Origin of the sequence: Salinispirillum marinum (genome assembly GCF_042650105.1) — a bacterium.
GTDB lineage: Bacteria > Pseudomonadota > Gammaproteobacteria > Pseudomonadales > Natronospirillaceae > Salinispirillum > Salinispirillum marinum.
Map to the genome: position 1 here is coordinate 708487 of NZ_JBHSAL010000002.1, position 19593 is coordinate 728079.

The window sequence follows — 19593 nt, forward strand, 5'->3', positions numbered from 1 at the left end:
CAACGCGACTGATCACCTCAATTCACATATGTGCTCTAAAAGCCATTGGTTCCAGCGCGGCTGGGCTCATTCAAATCGGCAACAAAATTTCCTAAAAGCCGTCGGCAGTGGCACCTTTCTAACGTGATTCAGACAACGCCCTTAACACATCAGAGCGACGAATCTCCCCGACGAGCTTACCGTTCTGGATGACGGGATAAATCTTGGGTCTTGGCTGCGCCATCATTTGCGCTAATTCAATAATAGACATGTCTGGTGCCACGCTGAGCAGTGTTTTACTCATCACATCGCTCACCAGTGCATCTGATTGGTGATATCGACCTTCCAGCAACTGGCGCAGACAGTCTTGTTCCGAGACAAAACCAATGGGTCTATGCTCTTCATCGACCACTGCACAGCCGGGTAAATTCCATTTCAACAGATGTTTAACAGTTTCAGAAACGGTTTGATTTGCAAACACCGTTTTTGTCGTGGTCAGCATGTATTGAGCAACGGTTTTAGCTTCAACATTCATGGTCTTGCTCCTTTTGGTATGCGTCAAAAACAGTATAGACCTTTATCGCCTATCCATCTGCGTTAGATCAGATTCTGGAAAGAAAAATTAGCCAATAGCTGTCTCGTTGTTTTCAGTAAACAGCCGAGCTTTAAGATACCAGCCACCCTGGAAGACATGGCTTTTAGAGAACATATGTGCGTTGAGGTGATCAGTCACATTGGGCGGTGTAGCCTAGAGTGGGCGTGTAAGTAAAACCATGCCTTCCCGTTGCTGGCGCGAGGGGCGTAGGGATTATGCCTCAAGGCGTGACTCCCGGCCTGCCGTGGAGCGCCGGAGGCATAACCCGAAAGCCTATCGGGTAGGTGTCCCTCGGCACACTGTACCTGTCAGCGTTAAAGGTGGCTGATTATATCGACGAATGCCACCAAAAATGCGACAGCGCACTGTGCGATGCCCCCCAACTTCGCTACACTACGGGGCCTTCATCGATTGATCGAGTGACCTGAATCCATGTTACCCAAGCTGTCGGAATTAAGCCCCGTTCAACAGGAATATCAAGCCTACCTGCGCGCCGTCAAAGCCGCCGGATTTCGTGGTGAACTTGCCCCGGACTATGCCACCCGCACCGTCTTATCCACCGACAACTCAATCTATCAAGTCCTGCCGCAAGCCGTGGTGTTTCCTTGTGATGCGGAAGACATACAAATATTGACGCGCCTTGCCAACACAGCACCTTATGAAAACATCGTCCTCAGTGCGCGAGGCGGTGGTACCGGCACCAATGGCCAATCGTTAACGGACGGCATTGTGGTCGATTTATCGCGCCACATGAATCGTATTTTAGAAATCAACGCCAAGGAACGCTGGGTACGCGTGCAAACCGGCGTCGTCAAAGACCAATTAAACGCCGCACTGAAACCGCATGGTTTATTTTTTGCCCCGGAACTCTCCACCAGCAACCGCGCCACCATTGGCGGAATGATCAACACCGACGCCAGCGGCCAAGGCTCGGTCGCCTATGGCAAAACCCGCGACCACGTACTGGAACTCACCACCGTATTGGGTGATGGCACAGTGCTGCACAGCCAAGCCATGTCCGATGTGGATCTGGAAACCTACTGCAGTAAACCCGGCCGCGTGGGCGAGATCCACCGCACCGTTTGCGCGATTTGGAACCAACATGAAAGCGCCATAAAGGCCAAGTTTCCACCTCTAAACCGCTGCTTGACCGGCTACGACCTTGCGCACATCCGCGATGAAGAAGGCCACTTCAACCTGAATAATATCCTGTGCGGCTCCGAAGGCACCTTGGGTTTTATTACCGAAGCTAAACTCAATCTGCTGGTAATTCCTAAAACATCGGCGCTGGTTAACGTATTTTACGACAGCTTTGAAAGCTCACTGCGTGACGCCCAAGCGCTCATGTCACAGCAGCCAACGTCCATTGAAACGGTGGATAACGTCGTGTTGAACCTTGCCAAAGGCGACATTGTTTGGCACAGCGTTAAGGAATACTTCCCCGACTCCGCCGGCGATATTCAGGGCATCAACTTGGTGGAATATACCGCCGAGAGTGATGAAGAACTGAACGCCAAAATCAACACCATGGCCGCGCATTTAAACAGCGTACAAGGACAGCCAGGCCAACCGACGGGATACAGCATTGCCCGTGGCACGGACGCGGTGAATAAGGTTTGGGGCATGCGCAAGAAGTCGGTTGGCTTGTTGGGCAACGCAAAGGGTGAGGCGCGCCCTATTCCGTTCGTGGAAGACACCGCCGTACCGCCAGAGAACCTGGCCGATTTCATTATGGAGTTTCGTGCGGTATTGGATGGTAACAACCTGAAATATGGCATGTTTGGCCATGTGGACTGCGGGGTACTGCACGTTCGCCCGATGCTCGATATGAAAGATCCCGCACAAGCCTTGCAAGTTCGGGTGATCACCGAAAAAGTGGTGGCCTTGGTGCGTAAATACAACGGCCTGTTGTGGGGCGAACACGGCAAAGGCGTTCGCTCTGAATTCGCGCCTGAATTCTTTGGTGAGCTTTATCCGGTATTGCAACAGATCAAAGCGGTGTTTGATCCGCGTAACCAGTTCAACCCCGGAAAAATCGCCACCCCGCAAGCCGATATTGCCCTGTTGAAAATTGATGAAGTGACCATGCGTGGCGAATTGGATAGCACTATTCCCGTACAAGTGTGGGACCAATTTTCCGACGCCAACTACTGCAACGGCAATGGCGCTTGTCACAACTGGAACCCCGACGACTTTATGTGTCCGTCGTGGAAAGCGACACGTGATCGTCGTCAAACACCCAAAGGCCGCGCCTCCTTGATTCGGGAATGGGAACGGCAACTGGCCGACCGTGGCATCAGTACAACCGATTTAACCGCCGAAGCTCGGTCACAGTCTGCTTTGTTCACACTTCCCGGAAAACTGTTTAGAACCCTCAGTGAACGCCTGGCGCGTCGTCGCGGCGACACCGACTTTAACCAGGAAATTCACGACAGCATGATGGGCTGTTTGGCGTGTAAATCCTGTACTGGACAATGCCCCATCAAGGTCAACGTGCCCGAGTTCCGGTCTCGGTTTCTAGAGATTTATTACAGCCGGTATTTGCGTCCGTTGAAGGACTATTTCATTGGCAGTTTAGAATATGTGATTCCTTTTTTTGCACCGGTACGCGGGCTATACAACGTGCCGATGCGCTCAGCACCCGTGAAATGGCTGCTGGCTAAGACGGCCGGTATGGTCGATAGCCCCTTGATCAGCCGTACGAATTTGAAAAAGGCTATTACCCAACGCAACATCCCCTGGGCGAACGCGCAGACGCTGGCTGAGTTGTCGGTAGAGCAGCGCGCCAAGGCGGTCATTCTGGTACAGGATGCGTTCACGACATTTTTTGATACGGACACGGTGTTGGATGTCCTCAATACGCTGCAAAAGCTGGGGTTTTATCCGCTGGTGATGCCTTTCCAACCCAACGGTAAGCCATTGCATGTGCATGGGTTTCACAGGGCCTTTGAACGAGCAGCAAAAAACCATACGCAGTGGTTGCAAGGGCTTTCAGGTTTCGATATTCCCTTTATCGGTGTCGATCCCAGCATGGCGCTGACCTTCCGGTCGGAATATCGTAAGCTCTTGGGTGATGATGCGGTGCCTGATGTTCTGCTGGTGCAGGAGTTTTTAGCCCAGCGGTTGCCTGCGGCCGGTCTGTTGAAAAGCGATGAGCCGTATTACTTGTTGGCGCATTGTACGGAGAGCACGAATGCGGCACCCAGTATTCGCCAATGGCAGCAGGTGTTTGCTTCGCAAGGTTTTCGTTTGGAAATTCTGAGTGCAGGCTGCTGTGGTATGGCAGGCACTTATGGGCATGAGACACGTAATCGCGCTAATAGTGAGGCGATTTACGATCAGTCATGGCGGCGTTATGTGGAAGACCCGGCGAAATCTGATCGCCTTGTGGCATCAGGGTATTCTTGCCGCACGCAAAGCAAGCGGCTATCGGATACGACATTGCCGCATCCTTTGAGTTTACTTAATCAACTACTTTGACCTGCCGATGCCGGTATTCCAGAGGTTAGGTGGACCCTTTGTTGGGACGCCCCCAAGAGGCCTCACCGAATACATCACGAATCGATTAAGCAGCGACCTTAGGTGTCGCTTAAAATGAAAAAGATGATGGAGCAAGAATGACTAGCTGGACCCCAAGTAGTTGGAGAGAAAAACCCGTAAAGCAGATGCCAACGTATCCTGATGCGGCTGCCTTGGCAGCCGTTGAAGAGCGGCTGCGCACCCGCCCACCCATGGTATTTGCTGGCGAAGCCCGCCAGTTGCGTGCCGACCTATCGGAAGTCGCTCAAGGCAAAGCGTTTTTGCTGCAAGGCGGCGACTGCGCCGAAAGCTTTCAAGAGTTCCGTGCCGACAACATTCGTGACACCTTCAAAGTGCTACTGCAAATGGCCGTGGTGTTGACCTTTGGTGGTCAGAAAAAGGTGGTCAAAATCGGCCGCATGGGTGGCCAATTCGCCAAACCGCGTTCTGGTGACACCGAAACCATTGATGGCGTCACCCTACCCAGCTATCGTGGTGACATCATCAATGGCATTGGCTTCACCGAAGCAGACCGCACACCCGACCCGGAACGCATGTACAAAGCCTATGAACAGTCGGTAGCCACGGTAAACCTGCTGCGCGCCTTTGCGCAAGGCGGCTTGGCCGATTTACATCAAGTGCATCAATGGAACCTCGGTTTCGTCGATAAGACCCCGAACTCCGAGCGTTACCAATCACTGGCGAACCGCATTGACGACACGCTGTCCTTCATGAGCGCCTGTGGCATCAGTCCGGACAATACACCACAAATTCGTGAGACCTCGTTCTACACCTCGCACGAAAGCTTACTGCTGCCCTACGAAGAAGCGTTTACACGCCAGGATTCATTAACTGGCCACTGGTACGACACCTCGGCGCACATGCTATGGATCGGTGACCGCACCCGTCAGCCCGAGGGCGCACACGTCGAGTTTGCGCGCGGCATTCACAACCCCATTGGCCTGAAAGTAGGCCCAACCACCAGCGATGAAGACCTGATCAAACTCATCGGCATACTGAACCCCAAGAACGATCCTGGTCGTTTGAACCTGATTGTACGTATGGGTGCAAGTAAAATTGCTGAACACTTCCCGCGCTTGCTGCGTTTGGTGACGAAAGAAGGCTTTAACGTGGTGTGGTCGTCAGACCCAATGCATGGCAACACCATCAAGGCCAGCAATGGCTACAAAACGCGCCGGGCGGAAGATGTGTTATCCGAAGTGAAGCAGTTTTTTCAAATTCACCACGCCGAAGGCACCTACGCTGGCGGGGTGCATTTTGAAATGACCGGACGCAATGTGACCGAATGCACCGGCGGTGCCTTCGACATCACGGAAAGCGATTTGGCCGACCGGTATCACACGCATTGCGACCCACGCTTGAACGCCGACCAAGCGTTAGAACTAGCGTTCTTGATCGCCGATGAATTGAAATCGCTGCGCCATTTATAGCGCCATTAAAAACCCGCTGAATTAACCCTCAGCGGGTTTTTCGTAATTAATCTCGACCACATACCAAACCGCATCGCCCTTAGGGGTTTTAACGACTGCCTCATCATCCACCGCTTTCTTCAACAAAGCGCGCGCCATGGGTGAATCGATGGAAATGTAGTCTGTTCGGCCAAAAATCTCATCGTACCCGACAATGCGAAACCGTTTAGTGTCGCCCTCGTCGTTTTCTACCGTGACCCACGCGCCAAAAAACACCCGCCCTTCTTGTTGTGGCGAATAGTCCACCACCTTTAAATACTCAAGGCATTTTCGTAAATAGCGCACGCGGCGATCAATCTCGCGCAAGCGTTTCTTGTTGTATTGGTAGTCGGCGTTTTCGCTGCGATCACCCAAGCTGGCCGCCCAAGTGACTTTCTTCGTCACTTCCGGCCGCTCGCGCCGCCACAGCTCGTCCAGCTCTGCTTTCAAGGCGTCATACCCGGCGCGGGTAATCAACGGGGTTTTGCTCATGCTTTTTTAAACCTTCACGACCGAAGTCAAGAATCGCCTTGACGGAAAATTAATATGATATGTCATCTAAAAACACATTTTTTAAATGATATATCATTCATATGTATCAGGCTGAACAGTATAGAGAGCGCCTTGGGCAAGACCTACGCGGTGCCCGTAAACGCCGTAAATGGTCGGTACGCAAAGTCCATAAAGTACTGGTGTGCTGACGGGAGACTTTTAAAGGCAGATTGGTGAGCGCCCTTAAGCCTTAACGGGCGCTTTACAGCCTTTGCGCTTTAATGCCCGTGCGATCTACTCATTTCAGCATTCGGGTGCTGCACGGGGGCTTGCAGATTTTGTTCTGACCCATCGTCGAACTGCAATGTCATTTGTACTACTTGGCCGTCCTGCAACGGTGCTTTCAAGCCAATTAACATAATGTGGTATCCGCCGGGCTGCAATGTGGCTGATTCGCCAGCCGGAACGTCAATGGATGACACCCGACGCATTTGCATGACGCCATCCACCCTATTGTGCGTGTGCAATTCCACGACTTCCGCAATGTCACTGTATACCGCAATCAATTGGCGATCTTCTGAGGTGGTATTTTCCAACCGCATAAAGGCAGCAGTATTGGGTTGCATAGGTGGCATCAAGCGTACATAGGGGTGATGAATCATCACACCGGATGTACCGTAATGGCTGCTGTCGTGATCTTTATCGTGCGGACTGCCATGGTCCATTGCAACAGCCAAAGGCGCCAACATTGCGGCGGCGCATACCAATAGTACTTGAATCTTCGCTTTCAGGTGTTTCACGGACTGGTTCTCCAACTCAACTAAAATTCTAAAGCGTATCTTGCAACGCCTTTAAAAGCGCATCAGGGCGTTGATCATGGTGCACAATATGGGCTAACTGCCCGGTTCGGTCGATGACGTAGAGACTAGAGCTATGATCGACGGAATAACGACCGGATTCATCAGGCGTACCATAATGCCAAGCGACCCCGTATTGCTGCCCGACGCGCTGTAATTCAGCCACAGTTCCCGTAATGCCCTGCAAACGCGGATGAAAAAACTGCGCATATTCATGCAGCCGTTCCGGCGTATCGCGCTGTGGATCCACGCTGATAAACACGGGCACGATCGCTGCCTGCTGTTCGTCTGAAAGTTGGCGAATGGACTGATTCATTACCGCCAACGACGTCGGGCATACATCCGGGCAATAGGTATAGCCGAAGTACATCACCACAATTTGCCCGGCATAATCAGACAATTGAAACGTCGCATCCTGCATGGTGAGTACAAAATCGCCGCCCGGTGGCGGCGCTGCCACAGACGAACGTTCGTTTACCCTATCCGTATTGCGGATCAGCAATAAAGCAGCAAGTGCGACCAATAACGCGGCCACCAACAGCATTAAGCCTTGATTCAGTCGCGTCATGGTTAAAAATTCCGTGTGGTTGAGAACGTGAAGGACACCTCACCCATGCCACCGGCTACAGGTAATAAAACTTTGGCTTCCCACATCATGGTTTCCAAAACACAAACACCTAAGGCGGTCACACCCTGAAACTCGCCAGGCAAACCCGTCGGCAACAATTCTGGCCGGTTGAAGCCCATGTACATGTCGGGGCTACTCAAATCCACGTGCAGTTGCTCAGGCGTGTAGCCTTCCAGGGTTACAGTTAGGGTGAGTGGCGTCAGCAGTTCGATAGGATTCGGCGCTAGCGACAGTTCCACCCACCCGTTAGGCACCGCTACACGACAGGCAGCTTGATGCAAGTCACAGTCGTCCTCAGCTTGAGCTGTCCATACGGGTGTATCAATGTAAAGATGGCGCACATAAGGAAATAGGAAATACGCAACGGTAGCACTAAGAACCAAGGCCACTAACGTTAGCATGAGTGTTGTTTTGTACGGCGCGGCCGATGCCGTCGAAGAGTAACCCACGAGACCCATTTCCAAAGAAAGCTGTGACAAGTATTACACAATTTAGAGGATATTAACCCGCGACATTTTGTCGCACGACGCGCTATGGCTTAGGAGAAAAAGAACGCTAGCAGAGAATTTCCAGAAACCAGCAACTACGCTGCCTTTTGGAAATCCTCTGCACGAGGCTTTTTATCCCGCTTACGGTCGTACTGCGTTTTGTCGCTGACCACACGTAGGCGGTATTTAGGGGTACGTAGTTCGCGTTCAACCTGACTGTGTCGCGTCGGTTGTCGTTTTTTCTTGCTCATCGGAGCCTCCATAGGCGATTTATTGTGCAACGGCGCACGGTCGATATATTAGGGTTGAGCAGGACGTTTGCAAGTCAAACGTGGCCATCGTCCTGCTGTGGCAGGGGCTGGGCCGCGCGGACATCCGTTACCGCCGGACGCCCCAATGGAATGGCTTGCCGGATAGCCCGCATCTCTTCGACAATGGCCGCGCTGATCAAAAACGTTTCCGCCAACGACGCGCGTAAATCCTTCGCTTCGTTACCCAAGCGCGTTATATCGTGGCTGTGGGTACGGCCCTCTTCTTCATGTTTTTTCATCGCCTGCACTCAACCACGATCTGCTTATACTTTAGACGCTGCCCAAACACATTGCCATTAACCGCGAATAATTTAGCCCATGGAACCGAGAAGGTGGATGCTCGAATGGGCGCTTTCAGGTAGAATTCGGCTCCCTTCAGGAGGAACCATGGCCAGTTTGTTTGTTGATGCACTCACCGTTATCGATTTCAGTTATCTGGATGCCCAGCGCGGTATTGTGGGCGAAAGTTGGATTGTCGATGTCGAACTGGAAGGCGACCTGAACGACGAAGGCATGGTGTTCGATTTTGGCCATGTGAAAAAAGCCATCAAGGCCGAAATCGACAGCGGCATGGACCATCGTTTTGTGGTGCCAGAGCACATGCCCGGTTTGCTGATTCAACGCGGCACAGAAGACAGCGCACTGTCGCTCAAACAAGGCCATCAGGGGTTTTCTTTCAACTACCGGGCCCCCAATGAAGCTTTTTACTGGCTGGACGCCACGACCATTACCCTAACCGATGCCACGCGCCATATTACGGCACAAGTGCGCAAGGTCGTGCCCGCCAATGTGAAACAGGTGATCGTGCACTTACGCACGGAAGAAAATCATGGTGCGTTCTATCACTATTCGCACGGGCTGAAAAAACACCAAGGTGATTGCCAGCGCATGATCCACGGGCACCGTTCCAACATTCGTATTGACCGCGCCGGCAGCCGCGACAGCTTTGCTGAGAAAACGTGGGCCGCACGCTGGCAAGACATCTACCTGATTACCCGCGAAGACATTCAAGGAGAGCGCACCCTGTTTGATGTAGCGTGCTACCATGTTGCCTATACCGCGCAGCAAGGCCGCTTTGAACTGACGCTGCCGAAAGAACGTTGTTATATTTTAGACACGGACACAACGGTAGAGCTGATTGCCGAACATATCGCGCAAGAGCAAGCCAAGGTCGACCCAACCTGCGCGTGGAAAGTACGCGCCTATGAAGGGGTTGATAAGGGTGCAATCGCTACCTATACACCGGCTTAAAAGCCATACCAGAACTCATTTACGCTTCAGGAAACATTCGTGACTATGCCGATCCAGATCTACAATTCGTTGACCAACCGCAAAGAAACCTTTGTTCCGCTGAATCCGCAGCGGGTCACGATGTATGTCTGTGGACCTACGGTGTACAACTACATTCATATTGGTAATGCGCGTCCTGCGGTGGTGTTTGATACCTTTGTCCGGCTGCTACGCCTGCTTTACCCGGACGTCATCTATGCACGCAACATCACCGACATTGACGACAAAATCAACAACAGCGCGCACGCTGCCGGTGAAGACATTGCCACCTACAGCGCACGCTATACCACCGCCTATCGCCAGGACATGGCGGCGTTGTTCAACCTACCCCCTACCGTTGAGCCGTTAGCGACCGAACACATTGACGTCATGGTAGACCTGATAAGTAACCTGATCGAACGCGGCTATGCCTATGCCGCGGAAGGCCATGTACTGTTTGATGTGGCCGCCATGCCGGACTATGGCAAACTGTCCAAGCGCAAAACCGACGACATGATCGCCGGCGCCCGTGTAGAAGTTGCCAGTTACAAGAAAAACCCGATGGATTTCGTGCTGTGGAAACCCTCCGTCGAAGCACACGAGCCCGGCTGGGAAAGCCCATGGGGTTATGGTCGCCCGGGCTGGCATATTGAATGCACGGCGATGATCAACAAACACCTTGGACCAACCATCGACATCCATGGTGGTGGCGCGGACCTGTTGTTTCCGCACCATGAGAATGAAGTGGCACAAGGCACCTGCTGCCATGATCACCCAGAAGACTATGTGCGCTATTGGATGCACAACGGCATGATTAACATCAATGGCGAAAAGATGTCGAAGTCATTGAACAACTTTATTACCGTACATGAGCTGCTGGAAAGCCATCCCGGTGAAGTCCTGCGCTTAGCGTTGTTGTCGGGCCAATATCGCTCATTGTTGAACTGGTCGGACGATCTGTTAGCGCAATCACGTATGACGCTTGACCGCTTTTACGGCGCGCTACGTGATACCGCGACGCTACCGCACGTTGATGTACCCGACGTAAGCACCCATGCGGTCATTCAAGCCCTGTGCGATGACATGAATTCGCCCCTTGCCATTGCTGAGCTGCATGCCTTGGTCAACCGTATCTACCAGGAAGGCACCACGGATGATGAGAAAGCACAGTTGCGTACTGAGCTTGTTGCCTGTGGGCAAGTTCTGGGGTTGTTTAATTACACACCGACGCAGTGGTTCCAGGAAATTTCGGCCCAAAATAATGCCATTTCACCGGACAAAATTGATCAGTTAATTGCCGACCGAACCGCAGCCAAAAAAGCGAAGGACTTTGCCGCTGCCGACCGTATTCGCGCCGAACTGGATGCCGCCGGGGTTGAAATCCAGGATACGCGCGATGGCACGCGCTGGCAGTGGAAGTAACAGCATGTTGGCATGGGTACTGAAGAAACTGGTACGCGGTTATCAGGTGGCCATCAGCCCCCTGTTTCCGCCCCGCTGTCGCTTCTACCCAACCTGTTCCAGCTATGCGCTCGAAGCGTTAGAAAAACACGGAGCCATCAAAGGCAGCTGGCTGGCGGTGCAACGGATTGGTAAATGCCACCCCTTTCACCCCGGCGGTTTAGACCCCGTGCCTGAACCCAAGCATTCGCATACGCACAGTTCCGGCTGTACGCATCACCACTCGGAGGACGAGAAGTCATCATGATCGACGCTCAATTACTCAATATACTCGCGTGTCCGGTGACCAAAGCACCGGTCAGTTTAAGCAAAGACAAAACCGAACTCATTTGTACGGCAAGCCGTTTGGCCTACCCGATTCGTGATGGCATTCCCGTTATGTTGGAAAGTGAGGCGCGACACATTGCCCAAGACGAATACGAAGCCCTAAAGAAGGCCGGTTTATGAACGCGTTATTGATGGTGGCACATGGTAGCCGACTCGCCAGCAGCAACGAGGAATTTGCCGACTTGGCCGCTCGTGTCCGTGAAAAATTAGCCGGAAAATACGACGCCCTAGGGACGGCATTTCTAGAATTAGCCGAACCCGGTATAGCTTCTGGCTTACAAAGCCTGATCGACCAGGGCGCGACACGCATTGACGTGATGCCGTGTTTTTTATTGGCCGGTACCCATGTGCGCCACGACATACCTGAACTGGTTCAGCAGGTACAACAAGCGAACCCTGCGCTCACCATTAAACTGCATGAGCACTTGGCGGCAGAGCCGGGTTTTGTAGATTATTTGGCGGTACAGGCGTTAGCCGGACGTTAATGACGGAAAAGGTTCAGCGTCCCTTCACCTTATACATACGTTCATCTGCAACGCTTAACAGGCTTTCCTCACTTTCACCGTCCGCCGGAAATCGGCTCACGCCCGTACTGGCGGCTAGGTGATATTCACCAAAACTGCATACGAGTGGCGCTAACGCGTGGTCACGCAATAACTCGACCAGGTAGTTGTCGGAAATATTCGGATCAACATCTTCCAAAATCACCACGAATTCGTCACCACCCAAACGCGCTACGATGTCCGACTCACGAAAACATTCGCGCAAGCGTTGCGCAAATAAACGCAATACTTCATCGCCCCGGCCATGCCCGTGTTGATCGTTGACCTGTTTAAAGTTATCCAGATCAATGTACATCAAGGCGAAAGTGGTTTTTTGCCGCTGCGCCCGCACCAACGTGCGCCGCAATTGCTGGGTAAAGCCTTTCCGATTCAGGAGCTCGGTGAGGTGATCATGATCCGCCAAATAGCGTAATTTGGCTTCTCGTTGCCGCAGTACATCGGTGAGTTCTACTTCACGGGTAATGTCGCGCAGGGTGACCAAATACACCAAGGGACCGTCCATTGCTTTAGCAATGGCGACCTGCACCGACACCACCACAGTGGCATCGGGACGCTGCAAGGTAAACACCAAGCGCGGCATTTTGTGACATCCGTCGCGGATATGGCGAAAACAGCGCATGACTTCGCGCTGTGTCGGGCGCGGAATGAAACGGGCGTAGTGATGGTCGACCAATTCATGCAACAGCATTCCGGTCAGTCGACAAGTGGCTTCATTGGCGAAAACGATGCGTCGCCCCACCACCATCAACACGGCTTCAGGCAACAACGTGAGGATTTGACGATAAAACTTTTGTGGAAGTCGTTCCAGTTCAGAACGCAGCAATTCTTCCTTTACATCCATGCCCGTGTTCAATCTGGTTAATTATTATGCAGTCCAGTCTAGAGCAAGCAGAGACAATTAAAAATACTCATTCGTTATAACAGTGTACGAGGTTAGATCACTATGACATAGCCAGCACGGAAAAGCGGTAAGTAAGCCCGAGGTCGGCCACTACGATGCCGATAAACAGCCAACATTTCACGGTCATCAATAGGCGCCGTGAACGGATTTTTAACCGTGACCACCAACCAGTGGCCGCTTGCAGTTGTGGCGGCTGCGGCAGGAACCACCATAGAAAGCACCAGATGGTTAATCCCCACAACAAAAGTATCATGCCGACGAACATCCAACGTTCGGCAATGCCAGGCAACAAAGACGCAGGAATGAGCAACCCACCGAGCACCGTGATAACCGCGAATACCGGCGACCACCGCACCAGCGCGTTGGACCAGCGGGCAAAATATTCGATCATAGGCACCCCAATAATGGCGATTAGAAAAGCCTATACAGGGTGCCTATTGAACACTCAACCTGCAAGCTCAGGCGTCGAGGATTGCGTAAAACGCGCCTTTAACCGGACCAGCCGCTGGTTCATTCGCTCTAAACTGGTCAGCAGTGCAGGCACCAAGAACAAAATGATCACCGTGCCGAACCCTAAACCAAAGACAATACCGGCCGCCACTGGAATCAGGAACTGGGCGTCGAACGAGGTTTCAAACAACAAGAAGCTTAACCCGGCAATGGTCGTCAACGACGTCACCAATACGGCTCTAAAGCGCTGCACAGAGGCTTCGACCACGGCATCTTCGACACTCATGCCTTCATCCCGTAATCGTCGGTAGAACGTTATGAGCACGATGGCATTGTTAATGATGATGCCGGATAGTCCAAACAGTCCATACACACTGAGCACCGACAATTCCAGCCCCATGGCCCAATGGCCGCCAATCGCACCCACCAAACCAAAAGGAATGGCCGCTAAAACAGCCAAGGGCCACAACCAACTTTCGAACACCCAGGCCAGAGCACCAAAGATCAGCAACAAGCCCAAAATGGCACCAAACTGCACATCGCGGAAGAAGTCATTTTGCGACTGTTGGTCGCCTTCAACCGAAAGCACCACATCGAATTGATTTTGCAGCCGCTCGGTTACATCGTCCTGTAGCCACTGGTTGACTTCACCAATGGTCAAGTCTTCACGCGCCACACGAGCGCTGACCACCGCCGACAATTCGCCATTCACCCGGTTTAAGCGATCAATCGCTTGCGCGAAATCCACGGTGACCAAAGCCGAAAGCGGTAGCCATTCACCGGGCCGCACCTGCACCGGCATCGTTTGGAGCTGAAACCAGGTGGCAACATCTTCTTCAGGCACCGTAACGCGAATGGCGAGATCCGTGCCTTCCTGAGCGATGGTCTGCACCGTACGCCCACTAGTGAGGGCAGCAATTTGTCCACTCAGTTGTTGGGCATTGATCCCCAGAGACTCGGCATCGGCATTCAGGGTCAGCGACAGCTGTTCACTGCCCAACGGCAGATTATCGCTCACCTCTCGCAGACCACCAAAATTGCGCAACTCCCGCTGCAACCAATTCGACGCCGCCTTGAGTTCCACCAAATCTTCGCCCCGCAAACGTGCGCTGACGCCCGACGTACTAGGGCCTTGTGCGGGTTGTACAAATCGAACACTTAATACATTGGCGGGCACATTCATTTGTTCACGCCACCGATTAACGATTTCGCTGTTGGACACTGGGCGATCGGTTGCTCCGTCCATTTCTATGAACAACGCGCCTTGTTCCGGTGCACCCCGGTTCAGTTCCAATACTTCCGTGTTAACGAAATTGAAGTTCACCTCGTCTTCTATATCACGCAATCCACGCTGCATTTCCTGCAAGAACGCCTGCACGTCCGCGACCGGCGTACCTTCGGTAAAGGCAACCTCGAGCGTTACCTGCTGTTGTTGAATATCCGGGAAAAACACGAATTTAACGCGTCCAGACGATACCAAAGCAAACGCAATGAACAAAAACGACAGTGCCACGGAATAGGTCACCAATCGGTAACTCACGAAAAACTGTACCGCATTCCGAAACGGCACCTGCCGGAACCATTCAATGCCAGACTCTAGGCCCCGCCTTAAAATGTTCGGCTTCCGTTGACCCCGATTTTTTAAACTGTGCGCCAAGTGACCCGGCAAAATCAAAAAGCATTCAATCAAGGAAGCCACAATGGCAAAAATGACCACCAAGGGCACGGCCTTGGTGAAGGTGCCCGCCTGCCCGGACACCAACAACAGTGGGAGGAACGCCGCTATCGTAGTAACACTGGATGCGAGAACGGCAGGCAACATACGCTGTGCCGCTGCCACCGCTGCATTTTTGGGATCTTCCCCCATTTCAACGTGCGCAAAGGTGTCCTCACCCACCACGATGGCGTCGTCGACAATAATGCCCAAGGCAATCAGAAAGCCCAATAACGAAATTAAGTTGATCGAATTGCCCGTCAACTCTACCAAAATCAACGTGGCCATAAAGGACACCGGTATCCCCAAAGCAACCCAAAAGGCTAACCGGTGATTGAGAAACAAGAACAACACCAAGAGCACCAAAACGATACCACCCAAGCCACTCTCTAAGATGATGTTGATGCGCGATAACACAAACCGCCAGTTTTCGTTGTAGACCGTCAGTGACATGCCTTCGGGCAATCCGGGTTCAAAGGTTTCGCGCCACGTTTGCAAATTATCTGCGACCACCAAAGTATCTTCGCCACTGGCACGGCTCAGACTCAACCGAACGGCCGGTTGTCCCTCATAAAACAGGCGCGTGCTGTTGTCATCGTATTCGCGGTTCAACTCACCCAAATCACCTAAACGGCTGAAGCCATTGCTGTTGTTGCTGGCAATGCGCTGTTCGCTCAACAAACGGGGATCAACCGTTTGATTCTGAAACCGCAACTGCGTCGTCAGAACGTTTTCTCCGGTAATTCCCGCCGGAGTATTCAGGTTTTGTCCACCCAAACGCTGCGCCAGATCATTTACGGTCAGGCCGGATTCCAGCAAACGCTCAACAGGCACGGTGAGCGTAAGGTCGGCTTCAGGCAGACCTTCCACATCCACCCGAGCTATACCCGCTGCCTTCAGCGAACGCTCCGCTCGTAAGGCCCAGGTGCGCAGTTCTTCAAAACTCAAATCACCGTACAGCAGTACATCGGCCACATCTTCGAAAAACACAAACTGGCTGACATCAGGTTCTTCCGCGCCTTCTGGCAACCGCACCGTGGCAAACGCACTTTCGATATCGGCCACGGCTTGGCGAACATCCTGCACACTCTCGCGCAGCGTCATGTTCATGTTCATGCCGCCTTCAAAGCTGGTACTGCGCAACTCGTCTATATCGGTGTTGCTGAGTAAACTTTGCTCTAGGGGAATGGTTAAACTCTCCTGCACATCTTCGGCGCTGGCGCCCGACCATTCAGCCGTGACCTGTACGATGCTGAGATCAAAGTCGGGCAAAAACTGGGTATTCAAGCGATCCAAAGCCCACAGACCACACATAATTACGACGGCCATCAACACATTCGGGGCAACGCGATGGCGGGCGAAATACCGGATTACACCACCCATCAGTTGCTCTCCTCACGCACGATTACCGCCAGTCCGGTGGCCGCATCAGCCAAGCGAGATGCCAGCAACGGGTCACTGCTCGCCAATGCTGCACTGCGCAACAAGGCCCAGGTGGTCTCGCCACGCTGCTGGTAGCCAACGACGTCCACATCAACCCGTTGCAAGCGTTCATCTTGCACGCGATAGACATAACGATTTTCATAGACAAGGGTGGCAGGCACCGCGAACACGTTTGTTAGCGGATCCAGTTGCAATTGCAGCCGGAAAAACTGATCAATCGCCGATTGCTCCGGTGCTTCGTCAAATGCGAACCGGGCGGTCACGGCTCCGCCCCGAGTGATCGGCTCCCAGCCGGTCAGGGTTAACGCATAGTTCACCGCATTGTATTCTGTACTTGCTGACATGCCGGGACGCAAGGACGCCAATTGCGTGGTGGGCACGGAAACGTTCAACCGGACATCGTCTTGGCTGAGCAGGGTAAAAAGGGGCGATTGAGCGGATACCCGCGTGGCCACTTCGGTGTTTACGGCAGCAATTTGACCGGTAAACGGGGCGCGAATTTCGGCATCATCCAGTTGATCTTGCAACTGCTCTAACGCGATGTTCGCCTCCGCCTCTTGCGCCGCCAATTGTGCTTGTTGGTCGGTATAGCGTTGCACGGCCAGTTGTCGCGTATTCAGGCTCATCCGTTGTTGTTGCATGGCACGTTCGGCGGCCTCTAAGTCAGAGTCGGAGGCCACATTCCGTTGCCGCAGATTTCGTGTCCGCAAGACCGTTTGTTCGGCAATGCTCAATAATTCTTCTTCAATGGAGACTGCTTCGATATTCGCTTCATGTTCGGCGCGCAAAAGCGACTGACGCGCGCGCAAGTCTTGTAAACGCGTTTGTTGTTGCGCAAGCTGGTGTTCTAGGTTCCGAGTATCTAACCTCGCCAGTAACTGCCCGGCAACCACCTGATCACCGGCCTCTATCGGCAATTGCGTAATCAAGGCACTGAATGGCGCAGTCATGGTCACTTGGCGATTCGCGGCCATCTGACCGTACAGCACCAGTTCGGGCGTTTCGGTGTTTTGGCTGACCCGAAAAACCGAAACCGTGGCGGTATCACCGGCAATACGAACTTCTCCGGTGCTGACTTCGGGCGTGGGGCGCTGCGCTGTACTGCCCAAATAACGCACCACAGAAAAACCGATGGCGATGATGATGATGGGCAATAACCACGTTATGAGGCGTTTACGAGTAATGATCGGCATGAATAAGGCTCCTTTAACTTCGGCTATCTACGTGGTCAACTCGTGGTTGGTTCTGTGGTCACGATTAATTGTGATATTTGTCATATTCTGGGGGCTTACGGGATGTGCGCAAACCGGCGAAGATCTCTACGACGACTACCTCAGTCGCTTAAGCAATGTATTTGACGTGGATAACACGGCATGGTCACCTGCTCCCGCAGTGATAGCACCGAGAGCAGGCGATATGCAGCAAGACATCCCCCCTTTGCGCATAAACGTATTGGCGTTTTGGGACACGCGTCATTGTGAACTGTTCACCATAATCAGTGAGCGCAACAGCATTTTAGGTCGGGTACAGGCACCGACACAGCGCTGGCGGTTTGAAGCCCGATTGCTCGGTGCCATTGAAGCTTGCCTAAGCCACCCGCTGACCGATGACGAGTTAGCGGAAACCCTAAAAATATGGCAGCTCGAGAAAGAAAAGGAATGGCCACTGGCGGTTTGGAACGGCACCCTGGCCGCGCCCGAAGTCCGGCAATTATTTCAAGCCGCCCATGAAAGCTGGGGCGCCGATGCCCTACCCGGCCTTCATCAAACCTTGGATGACCTGCGTATCTTAACCGGTTGGGCAACACAATGGCCCACGCTGGACCTCCCTGTCAACGAAGAATTCGAAGCAACCTACCAACGTCTAGGGCAGCACAATGTGGTGGGCCAATGGCATCGTTCGGTACAAGTCAGCATGGCGGGGTTGACGGCAGGCAATGCACGATTAGCACAAGGTATCGCCGAGAACCGTCTTTGTCCGCAAGGCCGCCCAACCCAGCGCAGTGAAACGGCCAACAATGTGTTAGTGCTGTTCTTTATTGGTGAAGTGCAACCCTATCTGGCCACCTTGAATCGTATGGGGGAGGAGCTATTACCTGCCCTGGACGCCCTGGCAAATGCCTCAGGCATAGCGGTCGAGGCTTGGCTAAATTATCGCCAGCAACTGCACCATGACGCTGAACGACTGCGCGCATTGACTCGCACGCATGTCGCATTGTGGCAGGACGTGCTTGCCCCGTGTGGTGGCGTTCGTCGTTAACCCGATCACTCTGTTGCTAACATCATGCTATACCCTTCACGAAAGCTGGGGTAATGCCATGTGAATCCGGTATCCGCCAAGCGTTGGGCGGCGATGCGTTTGCTGCTGCGTTCCAGTTGGCGCGACTCATGCGGTGTTATACCCAGCCGTTGATGCAACCAATGCAAGACCTCTTGCAACGCAGCAGGCGCGTTGTCGGTCAGATTATAGCAATCCGCAACGCGCTCTCCGGTGCGGCGCCGTTTGAGCAAGTGCACCACCGCACGAGCGGCATCATCGATATGGATTCGGTTGGTGTAAATGGGGTCTGCATCGGCAATTTGAAATCCCTCACGGGCTTGCCGAAACATGTACTCACGCCCAGGGCCATAAAGACCAGCCGGACGCAATATCGTGCAGGGTTGTGGAGACGTCAACCACAACTGCTCGGCTTCCACCAACACCTTGGCGGTTGGCGTTTCAGGCCGTGTGATGGTGGACTCATCAACCCAATCACCCTGTGCTTCGCCATACACGCTGGTCGAGGAAATAAGCCAGACATGCGCCTGTGGGGCGACCTTTTGCAACCACGATAGCGCTTGTTCTGCAACCTGCGTGTAGGCCTGTCGATAGGCATCAACCGTGCGGCCACCCGGCGACAAACACAGCACCCAATCAGCCACCATCTCCAACTCCGGTTGGTCAAATAAGGTTGGCCAGGGTGTGCTGGCATCATGTTGAATCAGCGTCACGCCGTGGGGTGCACCGCTACCTCGTCGCATACCCACCACCGGCGCCGACGCCATACCCAATTGCGCAATCCGGCCACCCAAATCACCCATGCCTACCACGCCGATTTTCGCTTGTGTCATGCCTTTCCCCATGTACA

At 53.2% G+C, this 19593-nt stretch carries 20 protein-coding genes; 8 read left to right on the top strand and 12 right to left on the bottom strand.

Translation table 11 applies throughout. The annotated features are described in order from the left end of the window. Nucleotides 1-118 precede the first annotated feature (118 nt). Nucleotides 119-514, bottom strand: coding sequence for a CBS domain-containing protein (locus tag ACFOSD_RS10460; RefSeq protein WP_380696239.1), 396 nt, complete (start codon nucleotides 512-514; stop codon nucleotides 119-121). Nucleotides 515-1006: 492 nt separating this feature from the next. Between ACFOSD_RS10460 and ydiJ the strand changes: the two genes are divergently transcribed. Both ydiJ and ACFOSD_RS10470 read left to right on the top strand, forming a co-directional pair. Continuing rightward, nucleotides 1007-4054 (top strand): D-2-hydroxyglutarate dehydrogenase YdiJ, encoded by a 3048-nt coding sequence (gene ydiJ / locus ACFOSD_RS10465; protein WP_380696241.1) that lies wholly within the window; start codon nucleotides 1007-1009, stop codon nucleotides 4052-4054. A 137-nt stretch (nucleotides 4055-4191) separates the two neighbouring features. Then, nucleotides 4192-5544 (top strand): class II 3-deoxy-7-phosphoheptulonate synthase, encoded by a 1353-nt coding sequence (locus ACFOSD_RS10470; protein ID WP_380696243.1) that lies wholly within the window; start codon nucleotides 4192-4194, stop codon nucleotides 5542-5544. Nucleotides 5545-5565: 21 nt separating this feature from the next. Here the strand turns inward: ACFOSD_RS10470 and greB are convergent, their stop codons facing one another. The 6 genes from greB to ACFOSD_RS10500 all read right to left on the bottom strand — a co-directional run bounded on the left by greB (nucleotide 5566) and on the right by ACFOSD_RS10500 (nucleotide 8577). After that, nucleotides 5566-6054, bottom strand: coding sequence for a transcription elongation factor GreB (gene greB / locus ACFOSD_RS10475; RefSeq protein WP_380696245.1), 489 nt, complete (start codon nucleotides 6052-6054; stop codon nucleotides 5566-5568). 278 nt (nucleotides 6055-6332) lie between these two features. Further along, the gene (locus tag ACFOSD_RS10480) at nucleotides 6333-6854 is read right to left on the bottom strand and encodes a copper chaperone PCu(A)C (RefSeq protein WP_380696247.1); all 522 of its coding nucleotides are present in this window, start codon (nucleotides 6852-6854) and stop codon (nucleotides 6333-6335) included. A 28-nt stretch (nucleotides 6855-6882) separates the two neighbouring features. Beyond that, nucleotides 6883-7479, bottom strand: coding sequence for an SCO family protein (locus ACFOSD_RS10485; RefSeq protein WP_380696249.1), 597 nt, complete (start codon nucleotides 7477-7479; stop codon nucleotides 6883-6885). Between the two features lie 2 nt (nucleotides 7480-7481). Continuing rightward, nucleotides 7482-7988, bottom strand: a complete 507-nt coding sequence (locus ACFOSD_RS10490; RefSeq protein WP_380696251.1) for a hypothetical protein — start codon at nucleotides 7986-7988, stop codon at nucleotides 7482-7484. 134 nt (nucleotides 7989-8122) lie between these two features. Continuing rightward, the gene (locus ACFOSD_RS10495; RefSeq protein ID WP_380696253.1) at nucleotides 8123-8278 is read right to left on the bottom strand and encodes a hypothetical protein; all 156 of its coding nucleotides are present in this window, start codon (nucleotides 8276-8278) and stop codon (nucleotides 8123-8125) included. Nucleotides 8279-8352: 74 nt separating this feature from the next. Then, complete coding sequence (locus ACFOSD_RS10500; RefSeq protein WP_380696255.1) at nucleotides 8353-8577, bottom strand: hypothetical protein; 225 nt, start codon at nucleotides 8575-8577, stop codon at nucleotides 8353-8355. Nucleotides 8578-8725: 148 nt separating this feature from the next. Here ACFOSD_RS10500 and ACFOSD_RS10505 point away from each other — a divergent pair, with 148 nt between their 5' ends. From ACFOSD_RS10505 to ACFOSD_RS10525, 5 genes are read left to right on the top strand one after another with little or no spacing between them, the layout of a single operon-like run. Continuing rightward, complete coding sequence (locus tag ACFOSD_RS10505; RefSeq protein ID WP_380696257.1) at nucleotides 8726-9589, top strand: 6-pyruvoyl trahydropterin synthase family protein; 864 nt, start codon at nucleotides 8726-8728, stop codon at nucleotides 9587-9589. Nucleotides 9590-9634: 45 nt separating this feature from the next. Further along, on the top strand, nucleotides 9635-11029 hold the full coding sequence (gene cysS / locus ACFOSD_RS10510; RefSeq protein WP_380697263.1) for a cysteine--tRNA ligase: 1395 nt from the start codon (nucleotides 9635-9637) through the stop codon (nucleotides 11027-11029). Nucleotides 11030-11033: 4 nt separating this feature from the next. Continuing rightward, the gene (gene yidD / locus ACFOSD_RS10515) at nucleotides 11034-11315 is read left to right on the top strand and encodes a membrane protein insertion efficiency factor YidD (RefSeq protein WP_380696259.1); all 282 of its coding nucleotides are present in this window, start codon (nucleotides 11034-11036) and stop codon (nucleotides 11313-11315) included. Beyond that, a complete protein-coding gene (locus ACFOSD_RS10520) occupies nucleotides 11312-11515 on the top strand; it encodes a Trm112 family protein (protein ID WP_449329095.1) in 204 nt (67 codons plus the stop codon). The genes yidD and ACFOSD_RS10520 overlap by 4 nt, the downstream gene beginning before the upstream one ends. Then, a complete protein-coding gene (locus ACFOSD_RS10525) occupies nucleotides 11512-11880 on the top strand; it encodes a sirohydrochlorin chelatase (RefSeq protein ID WP_380696261.1) in 369 nt (122 codons plus the stop codon). Before ACFOSD_RS10520 ends, ACFOSD_RS10525 begins: the two co-directional genes overlap by 4 nt. Before the next feature lie 13 nt (nucleotides 11881-11893). On the opposite strand, the gene ACFOSD_RS10530 is transcribed toward ACFOSD_RS10525, so the two are convergent. The 4 genes from ACFOSD_RS10530 to ACFOSD_RS10545 all read right to left on the bottom strand — a co-directional run bounded on the left by ACFOSD_RS10530 (nucleotide 11894) and on the right by ACFOSD_RS10545 (nucleotide 17659). Further along, complete coding sequence (locus tag ACFOSD_RS10530) at nucleotides 11894-12799, bottom strand: sensor domain-containing diguanylate cyclase (protein ID WP_380696263.1); 906 nt, start codon at nucleotides 12797-12799, stop codon at nucleotides 11894-11896. 100 nt (nucleotides 12800-12899) lie between these two features. Beyond that, nucleotides 12900-13250, bottom strand: coding sequence for a hypothetical protein (locus tag ACFOSD_RS10535; protein WP_380696265.1), 351 nt, complete (start codon nucleotides 13248-13250; stop codon nucleotides 12900-12902). Nucleotides 13251-13304: 54 nt separating this feature from the next. Beyond that, nucleotides 13305-16406 carry an efflux RND transporter permease subunit gene (locus ACFOSD_RS10540; RefSeq protein ID WP_380696267.1) on the bottom strand — a complete coding sequence of 1034 codons (3102 nt, stop codon included), beginning with the start codon at nucleotides 16404-16406 and terminating at the stop codon, nucleotides 13305-13307. After that, entirely contained in the window at nucleotides 16406-17659 is a 1254-nt protein-coding gene (locus ACFOSD_RS10545) for an efflux RND transporter periplasmic adaptor subunit (RefSeq protein WP_380696269.1), read from the bottom strand. The genes ACFOSD_RS10540 and ACFOSD_RS10545 overlap by 1 nt, the downstream gene beginning before the upstream one ends. On the opposite strand from ACFOSD_RS10545, the gene ACFOSD_RS10550 reads away from it, so the two are divergent. Further along, entirely contained in the window at nucleotides 17658-18725 is a 1068-nt protein-coding gene (locus tag ACFOSD_RS10550; protein WP_380696271.1) for a DUF3080 family protein, read from the top strand. The genes ACFOSD_RS10545 and ACFOSD_RS10550 overlap by 2 nt on opposite strands. Before the next feature lie 5 nt (nucleotides 18726-18730). Here ACFOSD_RS10550 and ACFOSD_RS10555 read toward each other — a convergent pair whose 3' ends face one another. Next, nucleotides 18731-19576 carry an NAD-dependent epimerase/dehydratase family protein gene (locus ACFOSD_RS10555; protein ID WP_380696273.1) on the bottom strand — a complete coding sequence of 282 codons (846 nt, stop codon included), beginning with the start codon at nucleotides 19574-19576 and terminating at the stop codon, nucleotides 18731-18733. Nucleotides 19577-19593: the final 17 nt, after the last annotated feature.

What these genes read in the sequence shown, in the direction of transcription:
- ACFOSD_RS10460 (WP_380696239.1), bottom strand. Translation starts at nt 514, where the DNA reads ATGAATGTTGAAGCTAAAACCGTTGCTCAATACATGCTGACCACGACA.
- ydiJ (WP_380696241.1), top strand. Translation starts at nt 1,007, where the DNA reads ATGTTACCCAAGCTGTCGGAATTAAGCCCCGTTCAACAGGAATATCAA.
- ACFOSD_RS10470 (WP_380696243.1), top strand. Translation starts at nt 4,192, where the DNA reads ATGACTAGCTGGACCCCAAGTAGTTGGAGAGAAAAACCCGTAAAGCAG.
- greB (WP_380696245.1), bottom strand. Translation starts at nt 6,054, where the DNA reads ATGAGCAAAACCCCGTTGATTACCCGCGCCGGGTATGACGCCTTGAAA.
- ACFOSD_RS10485 (WP_380696249.1), bottom strand. Translation starts at nt 7,479, where the DNA reads ATGACGCGACTGAATCAAGGCTTAATGCTGTTGGTGGCCGCGTTATTG.
- ACFOSD_RS10495 (WP_380696253.1), bottom strand. Translation starts at nt 8,278, where the DNA reads ATGAGCAAGAAAAAACGACAACCGACGCGACACAGTCAGGTTGAACGC.
- ACFOSD_RS10500 (WP_380696255.1), bottom strand. Translation starts at nt 8,577, where the DNA reads ATGAAAAAACATGAAGAAGAGGGCCGTACCCACAGCCACGATATAACG.
- ACFOSD_RS10505 (WP_380696257.1), top strand. Translation starts at nt 8,726, where the DNA reads ATGGCCAGTTTGTTTGTTGATGCACTCACCGTTATCGATTTCAGTTAT.
- cysS (WP_380697263.1), top strand. Translation starts at nt 9,635, where the DNA reads ATGCCGATCCAGATCTACAATTCGTTGACCAACCGCAAAGAAACCTTT.
- yidD (WP_380696259.1), top strand. Translation starts at nt 11,034, where the DNA reads ATGTTGGCATGGGTACTGAAGAAACTGGTACGCGGTTATCAGGTGGCC.
- ACFOSD_RS10520 (WP_449329095.1), top strand. Translation starts at nt 11,312, where the DNA reads ATGATCGACGCTCAATTACTCAATATACTCGCGTGTCCGGTGACCAAA.
- ACFOSD_RS10525 (WP_380696261.1), top strand. Translation starts at nt 11,512, where the DNA reads ATGAACGCGTTATTGATGGTGGCACATGGTAGCCGACTCGCCAGCAGC.
- ACFOSD_RS10530 (WP_380696263.1), bottom strand. Translation starts at nt 12,799, where the DNA reads ATGGATGTAAAGGAAGAATTGCTGCGTTCTGAACTGGAACGACTTCCA.
- ACFOSD_RS10535 (WP_380696265.1), bottom strand. Translation starts at nt 13,250, where the DNA reads ATGATCGAATATTTTGCCCGCTGGTCCAACGCGCTGGTGCGGTGGTCG.
- ACFOSD_RS10540 (WP_380696267.1), bottom strand. Translation starts at nt 16,406, where the DNA reads ATGGGTGGTGTAATCCGGTATTTCGCCCGCCATCGCGTTGCCCCGAAT.
- ACFOSD_RS10550 (WP_380696271.1), top strand. Translation starts at nt 17,658, where the DNA reads ATGAATAAGGCTCCTTTAACTTCGGCTATCTACGTGGTCAACTCGTGG.
- ACFOSD_RS10545 (WP_380696269.1), bottom strand. Translation starts at nt 17,659, where the DNA reads ATGCCGATCATTACTCGTAAACGCCTCATAACGTGGTTATTGCCCATC.
- ACFOSD_RS10555 (WP_380696273.1), bottom strand. Translation starts at nt 19,576, where the DNA reads ATGACACAAGCGAAAATCGGCGTGGTAGGCATGGGTGATTTGGGTGGC.